Here is an 18088-nt window from a genome sequence, read left to right as displayed (position 1 = left end):
GGCCTGAGGGTATAGGGAATAATGGTTTGAAATTGGACTTGCAATTCTTTGCTAAGGGTACGGATAAAGGGTTAGCTTCTAGAGGATATAAACCTAGCCCTGGCGAAAGAACATTTGAAGGTTTTGTAAATAATAATGTACCAAAAACAAAAGAAACGAAGCTTTATACAAATTCATCTGATTTTAATAATGTTGGTTCTTCAGGCGGGCAATTCAAAAGGTTTGGTACTGACTCTCATGCAGGACTAGCACCACATGTTCATCAGCCTATTCGAAACGTATTTAATGGAAATATAAGAGGAGGGGTAGGTAGTAAAACGAAAAATGGTGGTGTGGCTGTTCCGACAAGGAATGATGTTAAACAGTTATATGACTATCTATACAATGGTAAATACAGATAATTTAAAGTGAGGTTTAGCGAAGATGTCATATACTATTTTTGATTGCACCCAACTTATAACTGTAGATACCCAAGAGAGAAATAGTATTGAGAATATAAAAAGGGCTTTTGAACAGTTGGGTTTTATTGTAAATACCCATAATCAAATCTCCAATAATAAACTTAACTATTTCAAAGGTTATTTAAATAATACAGTTATAGAATTGGTAGACAAAGAATTTATAGGGGAGTTTGAAGATTGGAATGATGTCTCAAATCCACCGATTAAGATAAAGAAACTCATAGAGAAATTAAAAGATATCCTAAAGGATAAAAACATTGATTATTTGAAATTAATTATTGTTAGTAGTGCTTCTGAAAATAAGAAAGAAGATAATATCCTTGAATTGGTGTCTTCAGAGCAGGACTTAGCTACAAATTTATTTTCAATGTCTGGTTGGAACTTTGATTTAAAAACAGATGTACTAATTTTAAAATTAGTATAAAAATATATACTAGTTTTAGCCCCTTAAGTGTAAATCTTGAGGGGCTAATTTTTCGTAATGACTATTTTGATATGCAGAAGAATTATTTATAGGTAGGGAGTGTCGATTGAATGTTGTATCATCTAAATAATTCTAATAACCAACGTAACCTCTGCATAATATTTTCTCAAATTAAAGGGTACGCACACCACTTTAAAACGAATGCCCTATTTAATGTATTCTATCTCATGAAATTAATCATAAAATCATCAGTTACCACCATTTATTTTATCCAATACGTTACCTTCGCTTTCTCCTGCCTTTTAAATTTTTTCGCAACTTTTACGTACATAGAACGATTACTATAGCGAGAGGCTACTCCACCTCGATTAACTCCTGAATGTCGATGTCTAACACTTTGCATACTGTTTCTAATGTTGATAGATATACTCTGTCCACGTTGTCTGAACAAAGATGACTTATTGTATTTGGTCGCAGCCCTGTCATACGTGCCAATTCACGCTGTGAAAGGTCAAGTTCTTTAAGGATTTCCTTTAGTTTGATGGATATTGGCATGATATTTCCCTTCCTCTGTTTATATTACTTTTACGATACACAATAAATTTGTATCGGTAAAGGGGTTGAATGTATCGCTAAAGCCGCATACAATGAATTTATAGAAAATATAGCGGCTAAGCGTTACGTTAATCTGAATTAGCTTAACGGAGGGGGAAAATACCATGAAAGTTATCGGATATATTCGAGTTTATACACAAGGTCAAGCAAGGGATGGATATAGCCTTGCTTACCAAGAGGATGAAATCAAAGCGTTTTGTCAGGCGCAAGGATACACGCTTTTACGCTTGTTTAAGGACGAGGGTATCAGTGGGGCTAAAGTAGATGAAGAAGCGTTAGAGGTGGATAGAATAGGCTTTCAGGAGATGTTGGAGTATCTCTCCCACCATGAGGTGGATTATGTGGTTACGTTGAATACAAGCCGTTTATGGCGGTCAGACAATTGTGAAAGTGTTAGTTCACCGAGAATTGAAAAAGGTTGGTGTGGACATTCGGAGTATTGAACAACCGCAATACAGTATACACAAGAAAGACCCTAGCGACTTTTTAATCAATGGATTAATGGAGTTATTAGACCAATATCAACGATTAGAAATTTCATTAAAGCTAGGGAGAGGACGAAACAAGAAAGCCCAACAGGGCGGCTATGCAGGAGGAAATGTCGCTTTAGGCTACAAAGTGAAAAAAGGTCAGAAAAGGCTTGTAGTAGATGACAGACAGGCACAGACCGTACAAAGAGTATTTGACTTGAAGGAAGAGTATCCTTCATGGTCTTTAACTCAACTAGCAGAACAACTGAATGAAGAAGGACATCGAACGAAACAAGAAAAGTTGTTTACGAAAGTCCAAGTCAAACGGATTTTGGATAGAAAAGCCTTTTATAGTGGGTTATACCGCTATGGAGAAATAACGTCAAATGGCAAACATCAAGCCATTTTATAACGGTTAACAGATAGAGAATGGATAGGCTTTCGTACCCTTGCGAGTCCCTTGTGACTAACGCTCGACCTAAGGTTGCCGACATTCTCTGTCTTGCTTTAGCCGTTCAATCTAATATAGGGGTGAGTTTTTCTGATGAGAAGAGATAAGTATATTTATATAAGGCTAGATTTACACAAGTTTCAACATACAGCGGTGATATTGGATTGTTGGAATGAAAAGCTAGGAGAAATGACGTTTTTAAATAAACCTTCCGTTTTTCCAAGTTTACTAGAATACGTGAATAGATATTTAACAGAAGATTTGACCCCTGTATTTGGATTAGAAGATGTGGGCGGTTATGGCAGAGACTTAGCTTTATATCTGATAGAACGAGGCTACATTGTAAAATTTGTTAATTCCTCTTTATCCAATGCAGAACGAAACAGTTATGCCATGACTGAAAAGAATGATGGCTGGGACGCTCAATGTGTAGCTGATGTTTTAATTCGTAAGCTACCCTATTTACCTGACGCTACTTCATCGAACATACATTGGATAATCGCACAACTTGTTGGGAGAAGAAACGCTTTAGTAAAAGCACAAACAGCCCTGAAAAATCAACTTCATATGCAATTAAATTATCATTACCCAAGCTATAAAGATTTTTTTTCAGAAGTGGATGGCAAAACAGCATTAGCTTTTTGGGAAAGCTATCCTTCACCTTCTCATTTGGAGGGGGCAACAGTAGAGGATTTACGAACTTTCCTATTAGAAGCAAGTAGTAATGCTTGTTCTACTAGAAAAGCAGAACAGATACTATCACTCGTTCAAGCAGATGGAGAGATAAAGCGAGAATATCAAACATCAACTGATTTTATCATTCAAAGCATGGTCAGAGATATCCGCTTTAAGAAACAGGAAATTCAGAAGGTGGATAAAGAGTTAAAGGTAACTATTCAGACATTAGGTATGAAACTTGAAACCATGCCAGGAATTGATGTAGTTACTTCATCCGCTTTAATTGCAGAGATTGGTGACATTCATCGGTTCGCAAACTCTGACAAACTCGCAAAATATGCAGGAATTGCCCCTATCAAAATGGGTTCGGGTGGTAAGGAAACGATGAAGAAAACCAAGCAAGGTAACCGAAAGTTATATGACATCTTCTACAATCTAGCTGTGCAACAAGTACAAGTCTGTAAAGGAAGTAAAATACCTCGTAACCCTGTGTTTTATGCTTACTATAACCAAAAGCTGAATGAAGGAAAATCTAAGTCACAAGCCCTGCTTTGCATTATGAGAAGATTAGTCAGAATAATCTATGGTATGATGAAAAATAAAACGGCTTATATCATGCCTGAAATGCCTGAAGCGAAAGTAAGTTAATCAATTTGGGTGGTGGTTGAAGAAACTGCCATCCTTTCATAAAGTACATTTTTAGATATTCCTAAGGGTATAGGGAATAATGGTTTGAAATTGGACTTGCAATTCTTTGGTAAGGGTAAAGGTAAAACTGTTGATGATTTAATTAAAAATGCAACACCAGGGAGCTACTGAGGGTAGAACTTCTCAGTATGACTTATCTGGAGGATTTGATAAAGCATTAAAAGACTTTGGGTCATTACAACCAAAGATTACAAAGAATACTCCTGAATTAAAAGTTTGTACATTGAAAGATGGAAGAACAGTAATAGTAAGAAAGAAAAGTAGTGACGGACGTCCAACAATTGAAATTCAAGATGGAAAAAAGAAAATTAAGTTTCGATATTAATTGAATAGGAGGAAGAGAATTGGAACATTGGGAAAGATGGATACCAATAAATGGAGTACCCTCAAAATTATATAATGATACTTTTATTGATAGTAAAGAAGGAATAATATTAGAGTTTAGCGACGAAAAAAATAAAAAGAAATTTGTAGTTAAGTTTGAAGATGGAGTATTATCCTATAGGAATACAGATGAAGGCTCATTATTGAAAAAACTTAATTATTTAGACCAACAATACGGTACAGATTTTTACAGCGAATGGACTTTATTTAAAGTAACAAACTCTGAGTATATAAATTGGTTTCTTGATGAATGTTCTGGTATTTATGAGCCAAACCAAGTTGAACATTATGTGTTTTTTACACCAAATGATATAATCGAAATACTAACAACATACACTCCAAGTGTTGTAATAAGGTAACTGCTGTTTTATGAAAATTAATACTATTCCCCCCTTTAATAAATCGAGGGGGGCTTTTTATTTGGGTAGGGAGTGTCGAATAAACCACTCTTATACTATAAAATATGGATAACCCCTGTGAGCCGTATATGATGTTTTACCAAATAATATAGTACGTACACCAACTTTAAAACGGATGTCCTATTTATTCTTTATTTTGTTAAGTAAATAACCATAATATCATCAGTTACCACCATTTCTATTCTCCAAAGCCATACCTTCGCTTTCTCCCTGCCTTTTAAATTTATTCGCAACTTTTACGTACATAGAACGATTACTAGAGCGAGAGACTACTCCACCTCGATTAACTCTTGAATGTCAATGTCTAACACTTTGCATACTGTTTCTAATGTTGATAGATAAATTCTGTCCACATTGTCTGAACAAAGATGGCTGATTGTATTTGGTCGCAGCCCTGTCATTCGTGCTAACTCACGTTGTGATAGGTCACGTTCTTTAAGGATTTCCTTTAGTTTGATTGATATTGGCATGATATTTCCCTTCCTCTTTCTCATGTTACTTTTACGATACACAATAAATTTGTATCGGTAAAGGGGTTGAATGTATCGCTAAAGCCGCATACAATGAATTTACATTAAATATAGCGGCTAAGCGTTACGTTAATTAAAATTTATGTAACGGGATGGTGAAAAGTTGAACGTTGTCGGGTATATACGAGTCTCTACTCAAGGGCAAGCTAGAGATGGATACAGCTTGAAGTATCAAGAAGAGGAGATTGAAGCTTACTGTAAAGAAAAAGGGTGGAACTTGATACATATTTTTCGAGTGAAGGAATTAGTGGTGCCAAAATAAATGAGGAAGCATTGGAAATAGACAGGGTGGGCTTACAGGAGATGTTGGCTCACCTTTCGTCTGTCCAAATACAGTATGTGGTTGTGCTGAATACAAGCAGGTTATGGCGCACAGATATTGTGAAAGTGCTCATTCAACGAGAGTTAAAGAAATATGGTTGTGATATTAAAAGCATTGAACAACCTTCGTACAGTATCCATAAGAAAGACCCAAATGACTTTTTGGTGAATGGCTTAATGGAGTTATTAGACCAATACCAACGGCTTGAAATTGCCCTCAAATTAACGAAGGGGAGAAACAAGAAAGCGAAGGAAGGTGGTTATGCAGGAGGAAGGGCAACATTTGGCTACCAAAAGCGGAAAGGTGAAAAGGAATTAAAGATACATAACGGTCAAGCAGAAGCTGTTAAACGGTTATTTGATTTAAAACGGCTAAATAAGAAATGGTCACTGTCTAGATTAGCAGAAGCATTAAATGATGAAGGTTATCGAACAACGCTTGGTAAAGCATTTACCAAAGTACAAGTAAAACGCATTTTAGATAGAGAGAGCTTTTATCAAGGGGTGTATACATATGGACAAATACAAGCAAATGGGAAACATGAAGCAATAATTTAAAAGGTTACTTAAAAAAGGGACTAATTTTCCTATAAGTTACTATGTAGCGTTGAAAATGGATAGGCTTTCGTACCAATGCGCACCGATAGGTGAACGCTCGAACTAAGGTTGCCGGCATTTTCATTACATTGAATAGGAGGATGAGACATGCATGAAAAACAGAAACATTTATATGTAGGTGTGGACTTGCATAAGCACCACCATGTGGCAATGATCATTAATTGTTGGAATGAGAAGCTAGATGAAATAAAGTTCGAAAATAAACCATCCTCATTCCCAAGGTTTTTACTGGATATTGATAAACGGATGGAAGAAGGGTTGACCCCAGTATTCGGTTTAGAAGATGTCGGAGGCTATGGAAGAGCGTTGGCACAGTTTTTAACAGAACATGGACAGGTTGTAAAAGAGGTAAATCCAGCTCTTTCATACGCTGAACGAAAAAGCCACATGACGACACAAAAAAGTGACAGTTGGGATGCAGAATGTGTAGCTAGAGTATTGGTGAACAAACTTGACCAATTACCAGACGCTAAGCCACATGATTTATATTGGTCGATACAACACTTGGTTACTAGAAGAAATGCAATAGTAAAGGCACAAGGTGCTTTTAAGAACCAACTGCACATTCAATTAAGCCATCATTATCCAAGCTATAAGACGTTTTTCTCCGAAGTAGATGGAAAAACAGCATTGGCATTTTGGGAACGATACCCATCGCCTTCATGTTTAGACGGAGTAAGTGTGAAGCAGTTGACCACTTTTTTACTAGAAGTTAGTCACAATACATGTTCAGTGAAAAAAGCAAATGAAATATTGAAGCTAGTAAAAGAGGATGGAAATACAACAAAAGAATTTCAAGAAACACGAGACTTTCTAGTGAGAAGCCTCGTCCGAGATATTTCCTTTAAAAAGAAGGAAATGAGCTATGTGGAAAGAGAATTAAAAGAGTTAATGAGCTTACTAGACACTCAGTTAGACTCTATGCCAGGGATTGAACTCGTAACAGCTTCTGCATTAATTGCAGAGATTGGGGATGTACGCCGCTTTCCAAATGCCAACAAATTAGCACGATTTGCGGGGATTGCGCTTGTTTACTTTGGTTCGGGTGGGAAAGGTAAGGAGCAAAAAAGCAAACAGGGAAATCGGGCACTGCACGCTTTATTTTACAACCTTGCAGCCCAACAGGTGCAAGTGGCTAAAGGGAGTAAACTGCCAAGGAACCCTGTGTTTCATGCTTACTACCAAAGGAAACTTAAAGAAGGCAAAACAAAAGAACAAGCATTGGTATGTATTATGAGAAGGCTTGTAAACATTATATATGGCATGATGAAATATAAAACAGCATATGAGTTACCGGTAGTACAAGAAAAAGAAGTAGTTTAATAAGGTTTGTTTTTTTGTTGTGAGAGTTTAAGATTACAACATAGGGTACTGGTAAAGGCATAAATCCTTATGAAGTTGGAAGATTTAATGATTTAACAAATAAGTCACTAAAAAATGATGGAATAGAAATTCACCATGTTAAGCAAAAGCATCCAGCAGGTCATATAATTGAAAGTTATGATAAATACACAGCTCCTTCAATAGCACTTCAACGAGCTGAGCATAGAGCTATTCCTACTTTAAAAGGAACATATAACGGGACAGCGAGAGATTTATTAGCTAAAGATGTATGGAATTTGCGAAATTATACAAATGCTCCAAATAGTGCAATAAAGGAATTAATAGGGCTAAATAAGGAAATGTATCCAAATGCTTATAAAAGATAAGAGGTGATATCAGTGAATAATGAATCATTTATTGAACGTATTAAAATGTATGTAAGGGATGTAGCCATTGAAGATGTTATTTTAAATTTAAATAAACCACCTGGAAGAAAACCAAGACAAAGACACGTAATACAATCACAATGGTTTAATAATCTATGTAGCAATGACCAAAATATTCTGAAGGAAATCATACAAGAAGCTATAGATGAGGCTATTTTTGGATTTTTGGCAACTTTAGATGGTGTTCGTATAATCGAAGATAATGATGAGCAAAAAGGTGAGTTTAAATTGACTTACACACTTGGAGATAAAAAAGAAAGATTAAACGATCCAGATAAAGAATATTTACATGATATATATAATAGTCTAACAAACCCTGAATAATAAAGATAATCCTCGGAGCAATTGTTTCGAGGATTTTTTTTTAGATCAAATTAAAAATTCAAAGCTTATGAGAGTATGCAGACGTTCGAGATAGTTTACAGTAATTTTGAAATAAGATATCCATAATTACGTTGGATTGCTTTTGTACAGGAATATGAAAAACTCGTGTAGAAAAGCAAGGGTTTAGCTTAGAATTGATTATTGAAGGCGGTTCATCGATTGTGACAAGATGATTTAGTGAGTAATGGGCAATGCAAAAGGCAATGTCACATCCTACACGCTTGATGCCGCTTGAAATATTACCGCGGTGAAGGATGCGAAAGGAAATGTGACCTCCTACAGCTATGACGCTGTCAGTAACCAAACAGGGTGACAGATGCATTGGGCAGTAAGACAGCTTATTTGTACGACCAACTCGGGCAATTAACGCAACTGACCGACTCCAAGGGAAACCAAACAGAATGGGTATATGACTTACTTGGCCGGGTCACAGCGGAAATCAATGCGCTCGGCGATGTCCACCGCTACACATATGACAAGGTAGGAAACCTGGCAAACGAAACCGACCGCAAAGGCCAGAAGCTCCAGTACAGTTACAACAAACGCCAGGAACTGACCGGCATTGACCTTGGCGATGAACAGCTGTCCTATGCATACGATGGTGCCGGAAACATGGTCAAAGCAGCGAGCCCGGCGACGGACGAAGTGTATGAATATGACAATTTGAACCGGATGACTGCCATCACCAATACGCGCCTGGAGAAAACAACCCGTTTCAGCTATGATGCCGCCGGTAACCGCACGCAGAATTGTCGACCCGGAAGAGCCATCCTGAAATACGAGTACAATGAACGCAATGAAATGGTCAAAGTGACCGATCCCGATGAAAATGTGACCACCTATACGTATGACGGAACCGGGCAAAAAGCCTCGATTTCCCGTCCAAACGGGGTCGTGACGACTTACGAATACGATGAAGCGAACCAGCTGACGTCCCTCAAGAATAAGGGGAAAGAGTTTTATACATCGCTTGACTATACGTATGATGAGGTAGGCAACCGCCTGAGCCAGGTCGAGGAAGACGGGGCAAAAACGACATTTGCATACGATGACTTGTACCGCCTGACGAAAGTCACGTATCCAATGAAAAAAATCGAGAAAATCGAAGAAACCGATTATACGCCGCCAAACAGCAAAAAGAAACGCACACAAACATCAACCGCAAAGTTTTCGGCTGCATCACAAGAAGAAACGGTTTCAGCTGAGTCAAATGACAGCGAACCGGAAACAGAAGAACAGGCAGAAGAAGCATCTGTTTTAACCGAATCCGCATCGGGTGAGCCTCACGCAGATCAAGAGAAGGCACCGGCGAAAAAGGACAAGGAGACGAAGGCAGAAAAATCTTCAAATAAGAAAAAAGAAAATAAAATCCTCGCGTTCATCAAAGAAAAGCTCAATGCCATCGGCGGAAGCGATCGCCGAGTTTTTCAAAAGCGTCTGGGAAGGAATCGTGAACTTCTTCAGCGGCTCAAAAGCAGAGCAAGGGAAATCGAAGGGGATCCGTATGAAACGAACCTCGCGAATGCCAGCGCGCGAAATGACCAGGAAGATCGAAGCAACAACGGCAACAACGGCAACAACGGCAACAACAAAGACAACGGAAACGATTCAAAAGAACGCGACAACGAAAAATCCGATAAGTATTACGGAAACGGAAAAGGCCCGAAAGATTGGGACCAGTTTTATGAAGAAGATCCCGGTCCATTCAATGAAAGACCGGACTATTCGAAGGACCCGATCCAGAAATCCGAATACAAATACGATTCAGTCGGCAACCGGATTGGACAAAATGAAGACGGCAAAATCACAAAATACCGTTATAATGAATTGAACGAGCTCGTCCAGGCCGGCGACAAATTCTATTACCATGACGCCAATGGAAACCTCGTTGAAAAAGAAACGAAGGAAGGCACGATCAAGTACGATTACACAACCGATAACCGCCTGAAAGGCGTTTACTACCCGGACAGCTCGCTTGTCGAGTATAAGTACGATGCCCTGAGAAGAAAAGCATCAAGACACTAGGCTTATTATGATTACTCGCACCCTGGCAACGGCAACGGCCGGGGACCGGCCCAGGCGATCAACCGCGGCAACGGAGAGAAAAACGGCCAGCCGCTCGCCCAGTATTACATGGGATCAGACCACGTCATTGCCCGGAAAAGTTCGGCAACCACGGCCGCAAGCAGGAAGGCTATGAAGACAATATCCGGACCCGCGGCGGACTGTTGTATTACCATGAAGACGCGATCGGCAATATCATGGATGTCACCGACCGGATCGGCGAACAAATGATGAAGTACCGCTATGACGCGTTCGGCAACCTGTTTACCGAAATGGCGGCATCATACAATGCCGTCGGATTTACAGGAAAATCATATGACGCCAAAGCCGGACTGATCAATTTCGGATCAAGATGGTACAGCCCGAACGAAGGACGCTTCACGATGATGGACACGTTCCCGGGATGGTCCAACCTGCCGGCGAGCTTAAACCGGTTCAGCTACATCCATAACAATCCGGTCAACTTTACCGATCCAACCGGGCACTGTATCTCGGTTGACCCGGACGGATGCCGAGTATTGTGACCATAGGCCGCCAAGAGGCGGAGATGATGATAATGATCCAGCACCAAACCCAGGTTCCGGAGGATCTGGAGGGGGAGGCCCGGTTACACCACCACGACCGCCACCTGTACCAACCCTGGCAGAATTGATTGCTCTTTGCAAGGGGTGAATTTAATAGTAAAGCAGGAAATATACCTGCTTATTGAAAAAGGCAAAGGAATATGGATATGATTTTATCATGGGTGCTAGCTGCCGTGCAGCTGACAACTTTAGTATCGGCTTCTTTACTAATGTCATTAATCCACACGGAGCTCCATATTAAGAGCAAGAGTTACCAGACAGGAGCAGTTTTCACAGATATACTATCTACAATATGGAGAGTAAATTTAATAAATGCATCCATTGCGGAAATTTAGCAATCTACGAGCGCAAATCCGGTCCCTATTGAAGAGAGTAAACGCCGTTCAAGCTTTTTTCTTTTCGGCAACTAAAGGAAATCCAGCAAAGATGTCGAAAACATAATAGTGGTTTTTTGCCATCAACTGAATACGAGGGGGAAATTAGAATGAAATTTCAGGAATATACATATGCGAGGCCTAATCTTGACGAGGCAAAGGGAAAATTCCAGGCCGGGCTCGATAAGTTCAAAAATGCTGGTTCTGCCGCATTGCAAAATGATGCGATGAAAGAAATCAATGATATCCGCAATGATCTCGGAACGATGTCTAACCTTGTTTATATTCGCCATTCGATTGATACGAACGATGAGTTTTATAAGGCGGAACAGGATTATATGGACGAAATTCAGCCTGAACTGGAAGGGCTTGTCACAGAATATTATAAAGCGCTTTTGGATTCACCGTACCGGACAAAATTGGAGCAAAAATGGGGCAGCCAGCTCTTTGCATTGGCGGAAGCACAGCTGAAAACGTTTAGCCCGGAAATTATTCCTTTACTTCAAAAAGAAAATAAGCTTTCAAGTGAGTATACGAAATTAATCGCCTCTGCGAAAATCCAGTTTGAAGGCGAAGAGCTGACATTGGCTCAATTAGAGCCTTATACTGAATCTGTTGACCGCGTAATGAGAAAAAAGGCAAGTGAAGCGAGGTTTGGCTTTATGGCTGAGAATGAAGCTGAGCTCGATCGAATCTATGATGAGCTTGTCCAGGTCCGTACCGAAATCGCGCAGAAGCTTGGCTATAACAATTTTGTTGAGCTAGCCTATTACAGGATGTACCGAACCGATTACAACGCTGATATGGTCGCAAAGTTTCGCAAGCAAGTAGAAGACTTTATTGTGCCAATCGCGACAAAACTGAAGCAACGTCAACAGGAACGGATTGGGGTAGAAAATCTTAAATATTATGATGAAGGCTTTAATTTTAAAACCGGCAATGCCAAGCCAAAGGGAAATCCGGACTGGATCATCGATAACGGTAAAAAAATGTATGATGAGCTTTCAAATGAAACGGGCGAATTTTTCAGGTATATGAGTGAAAATGATTTGATGGATCTTGTCGCGAAAAAAGGGAAAGCAGGCGGTGGCTATTGCACGTACATTGAAAACTACAAATCTCCGTTTATTTTCTCTAATTTTAACGGGACATCCGGGGATATTGATGTATTAACACACGAAGCCGGCCACGCTTTCCAGGTATATTCAAGCAGTCATTTTGAAATTCCTGAGTACAATTGGCCAACCTATGAAGCTGCAGAAATTCATTCAATGAGCATGGAATTTTTCACATGGCCGTGGATGGAGCTATTCTTTCAGGTAGAAACCGAAAAATATCAATTTGCTCATTTAGGATCCTCCTTGCTGTTCCTTCCTTATGGTGTGTCGGTAGATGAATTCCAGCATTGGGTTTATGAGAATCCGGGGGCTTCACCACAGGAACGAAAGCAGGCGTGGCGCAACATTGAGAAAAAGTATTTGCCGCATAAAGACTACGATGGCAATGATTATCTCGAAAACGGAGGCTTTTGGCAGCGGCAAGGTCATATCTTTAATTCACCGTTCTACTACATCGACTATACGCTGGCGCAAATTTGCGCATTCCAATTTTGGAAGCGTTCAAGAGAAAATAGGGAAGAAGCCTGGGCGGATTACTTAAAGCTTTGCGAGCTGGGTGGAAGCTTGCCGTTTACCGGGCTTGTGAAAGCCGCCAACCTTAAATCTCCGTTCGAGGAAGGCTGCGTCGAATCCGTGGTGGGCGAAATTGAAAGCTGGCTGAATTCAATAGACGATCAAGCATTATAAAAAAAATGAGAAGCGAAGCTAATAGGCTTTGCTTCTCATTTTTTGTATTTGGAATGTACCTTTGTGCCGGATTAATGTCCAAAAATATCGTCTTTGTTCGGCCTTGTCCTCATATATATGAGGGAGAAGGAGGGGACATGGCGTGAGGACGAACTGGGGAGCGGCTTTTCAAATTGCAGCTGTATATGTAGGCACAGTGGTGGGTGCAGGCTTTGCTACTGGAAAAGAGATTGTTGAATTTTTTTCACGATTCGGTTTTATTGGCCTGATAAGTATTCTTATGTCCGGCTACTTGCTTATCTTCCTCGGTTCAAAATTAATGAGGATGGCTGTACAAATAAACGCAAAGTCTTATCAGGAAATTGTAAATCATTTATTCGGGTCCTTGCTTGGTACAATGATCAATATGCTGCTCCTTATTATGCTGCTTGGTGTTTGCGCAGTTATGCTCGCAGGTGCGGGTGCGATTTTCGACGAGCAGCTTGGATTAACCAAAATGGCAGGCGTGATAATTACGATTATTCTGTCATTCATTGTAATGGCAGTTGGGATCAAAGGTATTTTTGCTGTTAATACATTTGTAGTTCCGATGATGATTATATTCAGCTTCATTCTGATGATCATATCCTCGCAGCTGCCCGATTTTGTGGACCGAATCTTCCATATTCCTTTCGCGGACGATGGTTGGAAATCGGTGGTCGCTCCCTTTTCGTATACTGCATTTAATCTTGCCCTGTCACAGGCAGTCCTTGTCCCGGTGGCATCCGAAATTAACGATGACCGCACAGTGAAATGGGGAGGATGGATTGGGGGAGCTGCATTGACTGTCATTCTTCTTTCCAGCCACCTCACTCTCGTTATGCTCCCTAATCTGGAGGCTTATGAAATCCCGATGGCAACGATCATGAAAAATCTTGCATCCGGCTTATACTGGATTTATATTCTTGTTATTTACGGTGAGATATTCACGTCAATTATTGGGAATGTGTTTGGACTTGAGCGGCAGATCAGCAAGCATGTGTCGCTCCCTGGCTCGATGATCGTGGTTGGTATTTTTATCGTCACTTATTTTATCAGTTTAATCAACTATGGTACTTTACTTTCAAAACTATATCCTCTATTTGGTTATGTGAGTTTAATCTTTCTCGTCCTGTTATGGATGAAGCCCTTGCCAGCCGCGAACGAGAAATAGATGCAATACAGAGTGAACAAAGCGACCCTATTATCAGAGGATCGCTTTGGTTGGTAACATATTATTGGTTTGATTCTTTCATAATTGTCTTTGCCATTTTTAGAAATGCATCCCGGTGATCTGCATTTTCTTTTGTAAACATAGTCAGCTTCAATGGCTGTTTCTCATCCTTGATGAGATAGGCTGATACAATTTCCCCATCATGCGCAGACTCCATGACAGTAGCGTTTTTTAAAAATGTATCTTCAGATGGCTGCATGGTTTCGATGTGTTCATTCACTGTTGCTAGTTGGGCCTTTGTATTCTCTGTCACGGACTCCCAATCTGTATCGTCCGGCAAAAGCTCGATCCGCATAAACACTTCTGGATTTTCTGTTAAAAACAAAGAATCTTTATGAGGTTCTTCTGCTGTCAGCTCATAGCCTGGCAAAACGTATATTGAATAATTCTGGTTGTCGTTATGCTTTAAAAATGCGGTATCTTGTTTTTCTTGTCCATTGACTTCATATTCAAGATTTTGTTCCAAAATTCGAATGATCGCATTGGCGTTTTCCGGGGAACTGCTTTCATTGTTGGTTTCTTCTTCGCTTGGTTCAGAATTGCCTGCTTCCTGATTATTTTCTTCTTCTCGTTTGCTGCCAGGATCGGTGCCGGCATCATTCGCCTGTTCTTCCTGGGTTCCGCAGCCACCTAAAAGAAGTATGAGCAGGGCCGCAAAAGCTAATCCCTTTTTCAACTGTTTCATCTTCAATTCCTCCCGGTTTCGTTGGAGTTCTACAAGAGTAGACGAAAAAAAGCGCTAAATGTTTCAGGACAATCGCAAGATTTCTCGTTAATTAATTAACATGGTGGGCTGGATATAAAACAGCCCGGACTCGGCATCCAGGCTGAAAACTATCGTTTTGCTTTTAATAAAGGGGAATGAAAACGAATAAAAATAGGTCAAAAACCAAATGGGAGACTATCACAAGCGGAATGCTGCGTTTCCACCAATATAAAAACCCCCAGAACAGACCTCCAAAAAGAGCAGCTATCGGGAGAACCATATAGCCTGCATAAAAGTGAACCGATGTGTACATAACAGCGGCCAACACAATTGAAGCTGTAGCAGGAACGTATTTCTCAAGCCTTTTTTGAATAAAACCTCTCCAAAAAATTTCTTCGCCGGGAATAATAACCAGGATTAACACTATATAATGCCATAATTGAGCGGGGGCTAAGCGATTATAGAGTTTGGCGACCCCTTTGCTAAAAGGCAAGTTCAGCAAATCGATCAAAAAATTGCCTGCCCAAAACACGGCAAACAAAACAAAACCCGACAATAATCCATATAAAAGATAGGAACCGACACTTTGCTGGTCATCAACCTCTTCGTTTAAAATCGAATAGCTGATTAAAATAAGCATAGCAGCCGTAAACATGTACCAGAAAACCGCTCTGTTTTCAAACGTAAAAAACATGAGAAGGTGTGCAAGAAGAAAGCCGATTATTAATCGGGAATCAAAAATCCATTTCTTCATCAGTAAACCCCTTTCTAACAAACAAACACTATTGTAACAAAGATTGGTTTTAAATTGTACGGAAAAGTTTTCTTTTAATCCTCTAAAAATCGGCTAATTTTTGAAAAGAGGGTAAGTGCATCAATAGAAAATCTGCACGGAATAAAAAGAGAGATCCGTAAAAATAAAGGCTGGCCCGAATTCCGTCGAGTCAGCCCCATAAAGGATAGAATTGCGATATTCAAAAGCTTGAAAACAGTGGATTTGACTTAACCAATGTAAAGCCGGTATACCGTCACCGATTTATAGAACAGTTTCTTTGATTACTTTATAATTTTTATGATTGACAACTGTACGCTGGTCCAGTTCCAAATCACGATAATTATCCATATATGTTAAATCGACAATGACAGAGTTTTCATTAACCTTTTCAACAATTCCACGTAAACCGTCTTTAAATTCGATAATGTTTCCAACCTCTGCTTTTTTCACACTGATCTCTCCTTTTTTATCTGTTTTAAAACCATATTGCACTAATTATAGAAGTTCATAAAAGGATTATCAACCAATAATCAATAAAGGCATAGATACATTTTACAAAAAGGGTCGCCTGCAAATATCGGAATAAAGCGATCTTCCTGAATCGCAGGAATTTTTATTGATACGGAAAAAATATATAGAAGTGCTATAATAGTCAAGGTGACGAAAATTCATAAGCATGGTGATACTTATATGGATAAACAATTGATTAACGAAATATTAGACAGTTTAAAAGCCGGAAATATGTCGGTGTATTTTGTAAAGAGAGAGGACTTTTTGTTGTTCAGGACGGTTCTTACAGACAGGGAGGATTTTAAGCATTTTCGGGGAATTGCCCAACGGGGTGGAGATGCTGTATTTACCTATCAAGCTGTTCCGAGAAGTTAACAGATAAGCGCACGTGTTTGGTTGCTTTTTACAGGGATTGCTCATCAAAAAATATTTTGTCTGCCAAAAAGAACTATAATTTTCAATCTGGCGATAGTAAAATATATGTAAAGGCTAAGAGGTGAGCTAAATGAAACCTTTTATTACTGAAGAAGAGCTTTTGCACCGAATTGAGTTGAAGCGGATAGAAATGGTTTTAATGGCCTCTAAAACCGGAATCACTAGCAAACAGACCTTAAAAGCAAGCAAAGAACTGGACGACCTCTTGAACATGCACCGAAACTTGTATGCTTTTCAAACTCAGCCAACATAAACTACTAAATACTGAAAGCTGACCAGAGAGGAGAAGGAACCTCCCGGTCAGCTTTTTTAATTGCAGAGAGCCACTGAATCCCTCTATTAAACTTTGTTATAGAGGAGAGTTTGTGATAGCCGCAAATCCTAAAGATGATTCCGGCGAAGCATCTGCTTTTAATCTTTAGCGCTTATTGGCTAAAATAAATGGTAAAGGGTAAATGGTAAACGAAAAGTTTTTATGAAAAGTAAGCATAGGAGGAGATAGCGTTGACAGCTTTTGAGAACAAGATTGTCATTGTTACTGGCGGTTCACACGGAATTGGCAAAGGAGTGGCCACGGCATTTGCCGAGAAGGGAGCTTCTGTGATCATCGCTGATGTGGATGAAGAGAGCGGCGAAACAGTGGAAAGAGCGCTTCGAAGCAAACACTATAAAGCGCATTTCATTAGAACAGATGTTAAAAATGAGGAAAGTGTCAGGACATTAGTGAATAAGACAATTGAAAAATATGCTGCGGTTGATATTTTAATTAATAATGCCGGCATTTCAAAGTTCCATTCTTTTTTTGAGATGACGTTGGATGATTGGAATGAAGTAATCGATACAAACCTGAAAAGTGTTTTTTTGTGTTCAAGGGAGGCGGCAAAGCATATGAAAGAATCAGGCGGGAGCATCGTCAATATTGCTTCGACGAGAGCTTTTATGTCGGAGCCCGATACCGAAGCTTACTCTGCTTCCAAAGGAGGCATCATTGCCTTAACAAGATCGCTGGCAAGAACATTGAGCCCTTACAGGATTAGAGTCAACTCAATTAGTCCAGGTTGGATTGAAGTAAATGATTACGAGGGCTTACGTGACACTGACCATGAACAGCATTTATCCAAACGAGTGGGCAAACCTGCGGATATCGGAAAAGGTTGTTTATATTTAGCCGATCCCGCAAACGACTTTGTCACCGGTGAAAATATTATCATTGATGGAGGAATGACACGGAAGATGATTTATGAAGAATAGCCACAGGGACAAGAGAAAGGGTATGATTTTTCAATCATATCCATCTCTTCACTGCGGATTCTTCGTTTCCTCATAAAGATTTCGTGACAAGTCCTTGAGC

General features: G+C 39.6%; 19 protein-coding genes and 2 pseudogenes. 16 read left to right on the top strand and 5 right to left on the bottom strand.

The annotated features are described in order from the left end of the window. Both CU635_RS15245 and CU635_RS15240 read left to right on the top strand, forming a co-directional pair. A partial coding sequence (locus tag CU635_RS15245) for a hypothetical protein (protein ID WP_219620171.1) occupies positions 1 to 401 on the top strand: 401 nt, incomplete at its 5' end. A gap of 22 nt (positions 402 to 423) precedes the next feature. Next, on the top strand, positions 424 to 885 hold the full coding sequence (locus CU635_RS15240; RefSeq protein ID WP_101578248.1) for a hypothetical protein: 462 nt from the start codon (positions 424 to 426) through the stop codon (positions 883 to 885). 354 nt (positions 886 to 1239) lie between these two features. On the opposite strand, the gene CU635_RS15235 is transcribed toward CU635_RS15240, so the two are convergent. Then, a complete protein-coding gene (locus CU635_RS15235; RefSeq protein ID WP_101578247.1) occupies positions 1240 to 1440 on the bottom strand; it encodes a helix-turn-helix domain-containing protein in 201 nt (66 codons plus the stop codon). A gap of 164 nt (positions 1441 to 1604) precedes the next feature. Here CU635_RS15235 and CU635_RS15230 point away from each other — a divergent pair. From CU635_RS15230 to CU635_RS15215, 4 genes and pseudogenes are all read left to right on the top strand, one after another. Then, positions 1605 to 2382 (top strand): annotated as a pseudogene (locus tag CU635_RS15230) (recombinase family protein). Between the two features lie 132 nt (positions 2383 to 2514). Continuing rightward, positions 2515 to 3747 carry an IS110 family RNA-guided transposase gene (locus CU635_RS15225; RefSeq protein ID WP_101578246.1) on the top strand — a complete coding sequence of 411 codons (1233 nt, stop codon included), beginning with the start codon at positions 2515 to 2517 and terminating at the stop codon, positions 3745 to 3747. Between the two features lie 148 nt (positions 3748 to 3895). Further along, positions 3896 to 4132 (top strand): hypothetical protein, encoded by a 237-nt coding sequence (locus CU635_RS15220; RefSeq protein WP_101578245.1) that lies wholly within the window; start codon positions 3896 to 3898, stop codon positions 4130 to 4132. Between the two features lie 19 nt (positions 4133 to 4151). Next, on the top strand, positions 4152 to 4550 hold the full coding sequence (locus tag CU635_RS15215) for a hypothetical protein (RefSeq protein WP_101578244.1): 399 nt from the start codon (positions 4152 to 4154) through the stop codon (positions 4548 to 4550). 329 nt (positions 4551 to 4879) lie between these two features. Here CU635_RS15215 and CU635_RS15210 read toward each other — a convergent pair whose 3' ends face one another. Further along, a complete protein-coding gene (locus CU635_RS15210) occupies positions 4880 to 5080 on the bottom strand; it encodes a helix-turn-helix domain-containing protein (RefSeq protein ID WP_010173791.1) in 201 nt (66 codons plus the stop codon). A gap of 163 nt (positions 5081 to 5243) precedes the next feature. Here CU635_RS15210 and CU635_RS15205 point away from each other — a divergent pair. The 7 genes and pseudogenes from CU635_RS15205 (at position 5244) to CU635_RS15170 (ending at position 14251) form a co-directional block, all read left to right on the top strand. Continuing rightward, positions 5244 to 6019 (top strand): annotated as a pseudogene (locus CU635_RS15205) (recombinase family protein). 147 nt (positions 6020 to 6166) lie between these two features. Then, on the top strand, positions 6167 to 7402 hold the full coding sequence (locus tag CU635_RS15200; RefSeq protein WP_101578243.1) for an IS110 family RNA-guided transposase: 1236 nt from the start codon (positions 6167 to 6169) through the stop codon (positions 7400 to 7402). A gap of 398 nt (positions 7403 to 7800) precedes the next feature. Then, a complete protein-coding gene (locus CU635_RS15190) occupies positions 7801 to 8172 on the top strand; it encodes a hypothetical protein (protein WP_101578241.1) in 372 nt (123 codons plus the stop codon). Positions 8173 to 8553: 381 nt separating this feature from the next. Then, complete coding sequence (locus CU635_RS15185; RefSeq protein ID WP_180956620.1) at positions 8554 to 10257, top strand: RHS repeat protein; 1704 nt, start codon at positions 8554 to 8556, stop codon at positions 10255 to 10257. Positions 10258 to 10460: 203 nt separating this feature from the next. Further along, positions 10461 to 10820 (top strand): RHS repeat-associated core domain-containing protein, encoded by a 360-nt coding sequence (locus CU635_RS15180; protein WP_101578239.1) that lies wholly within the window; start codon positions 10461 to 10463, stop codon positions 10818 to 10820. Positions 10821 to 11364: 544 nt separating this feature from the next. Then, on the top strand, positions 11365 to 13059 hold the full coding sequence (locus CU635_RS15175) for a M3 family oligoendopeptidase (protein ID WP_101578237.1): 1695 nt from the start codon (positions 11365 to 11367) through the stop codon (positions 13057 to 13059). Positions 13060 to 13201: 142 nt separating this feature from the next. Next, on the top strand, positions 13202 to 14251 hold the full coding sequence (locus CU635_RS15170; protein WP_101578231.1) for a YkvI family membrane protein: 1050 nt from the start codon (positions 13202 to 13204) through the stop codon (positions 14249 to 14251). Positions 14252 to 14312: 61 nt separating this feature from the next. Here CU635_RS15170 and CU635_RS15165 read toward each other — a convergent pair whose 3' ends face one another. From CU635_RS15165 to CU635_RS15155, 3 genes are all read right to left on the bottom strand, one after another. Then, positions 14313 to 14996 carry a hypothetical protein gene (locus CU635_RS15165; protein WP_101578229.1) on the bottom strand — a complete coding sequence of 228 codons (684 nt, stop codon included), beginning with the start codon at positions 14994 to 14996 and terminating at the stop codon, positions 14313 to 14315. Between the two features lie 163 nt (positions 14997 to 15159). Continuing rightward, positions 15160 to 15771: a CPBP family intramembrane glutamic endopeptidase gene (locus tag CU635_RS15160; RefSeq protein ID WP_101578227.1), complete on the bottom strand. Its 612-nt coding sequence runs from the start codon at positions 15769 to 15771 to the stop codon at positions 15160 to 15162. 282 nt (positions 15772 to 16053) lie between these two features. Beyond that, positions 16054 to 16242: a YkvS family protein gene (locus tag CU635_RS15155; protein WP_101578226.1), complete on the bottom strand. Its 189-nt coding sequence runs from the start codon at positions 16240 to 16242 to the stop codon at positions 16054 to 16056. 240 nt (positions 16243 to 16482) lie between these two features. Between CU635_RS15155 and CU635_RS15150 the strand changes: the two genes are divergently transcribed. The 3 genes from CU635_RS15150 to CU635_RS15140 all read left to right on the top strand — a co-directional run bounded on the left by CU635_RS15150 (position 16483) and on the right by CU635_RS15140 (position 17988). Further along, the gene (locus CU635_RS15150) at positions 16483 to 16677 is read left to right on the top strand and encodes a hypothetical protein (RefSeq protein WP_101578224.1); all 195 of its coding nucleotides are present in this window, start codon (positions 16483 to 16485) and stop codon (positions 16675 to 16677) included. Between the two features lie 130 nt (positions 16678 to 16807). Further along, complete coding sequence (locus tag CU635_RS15145; protein WP_245917490.1) at positions 16808 to 16990, top strand: aspartyl-phosphate phosphatase Spo0E family protein; 183 nt, start codon at positions 16808 to 16810, stop codon at positions 16988 to 16990. Between the two features lie 251 nt (positions 16991 to 17241). Next, positions 17242 to 17988 (top strand): SDR family NAD(P)-dependent oxidoreductase, encoded by a 747-nt coding sequence (locus CU635_RS15140; RefSeq protein WP_101578223.1) that lies wholly within the window; start codon positions 17242 to 17244, stop codon positions 17986 to 17988. Positions 17989 to 18088: the final 100 nt, after the last annotated feature.

The organism is Bacillus canaveralius (assembly GCF_002860125.1).
Classification (GTDB): Bacteria; Bacillota; Bacilli; order Bacillales; family Cytobacillaceae; genus Bacillus_BJ; species Bacillus_BJ canaveralius.
The sequence above is the reverse complement of the archived record's forward strand: the minus strand, read 5'-3'. Positions and strand labels throughout refer to the sequence as shown.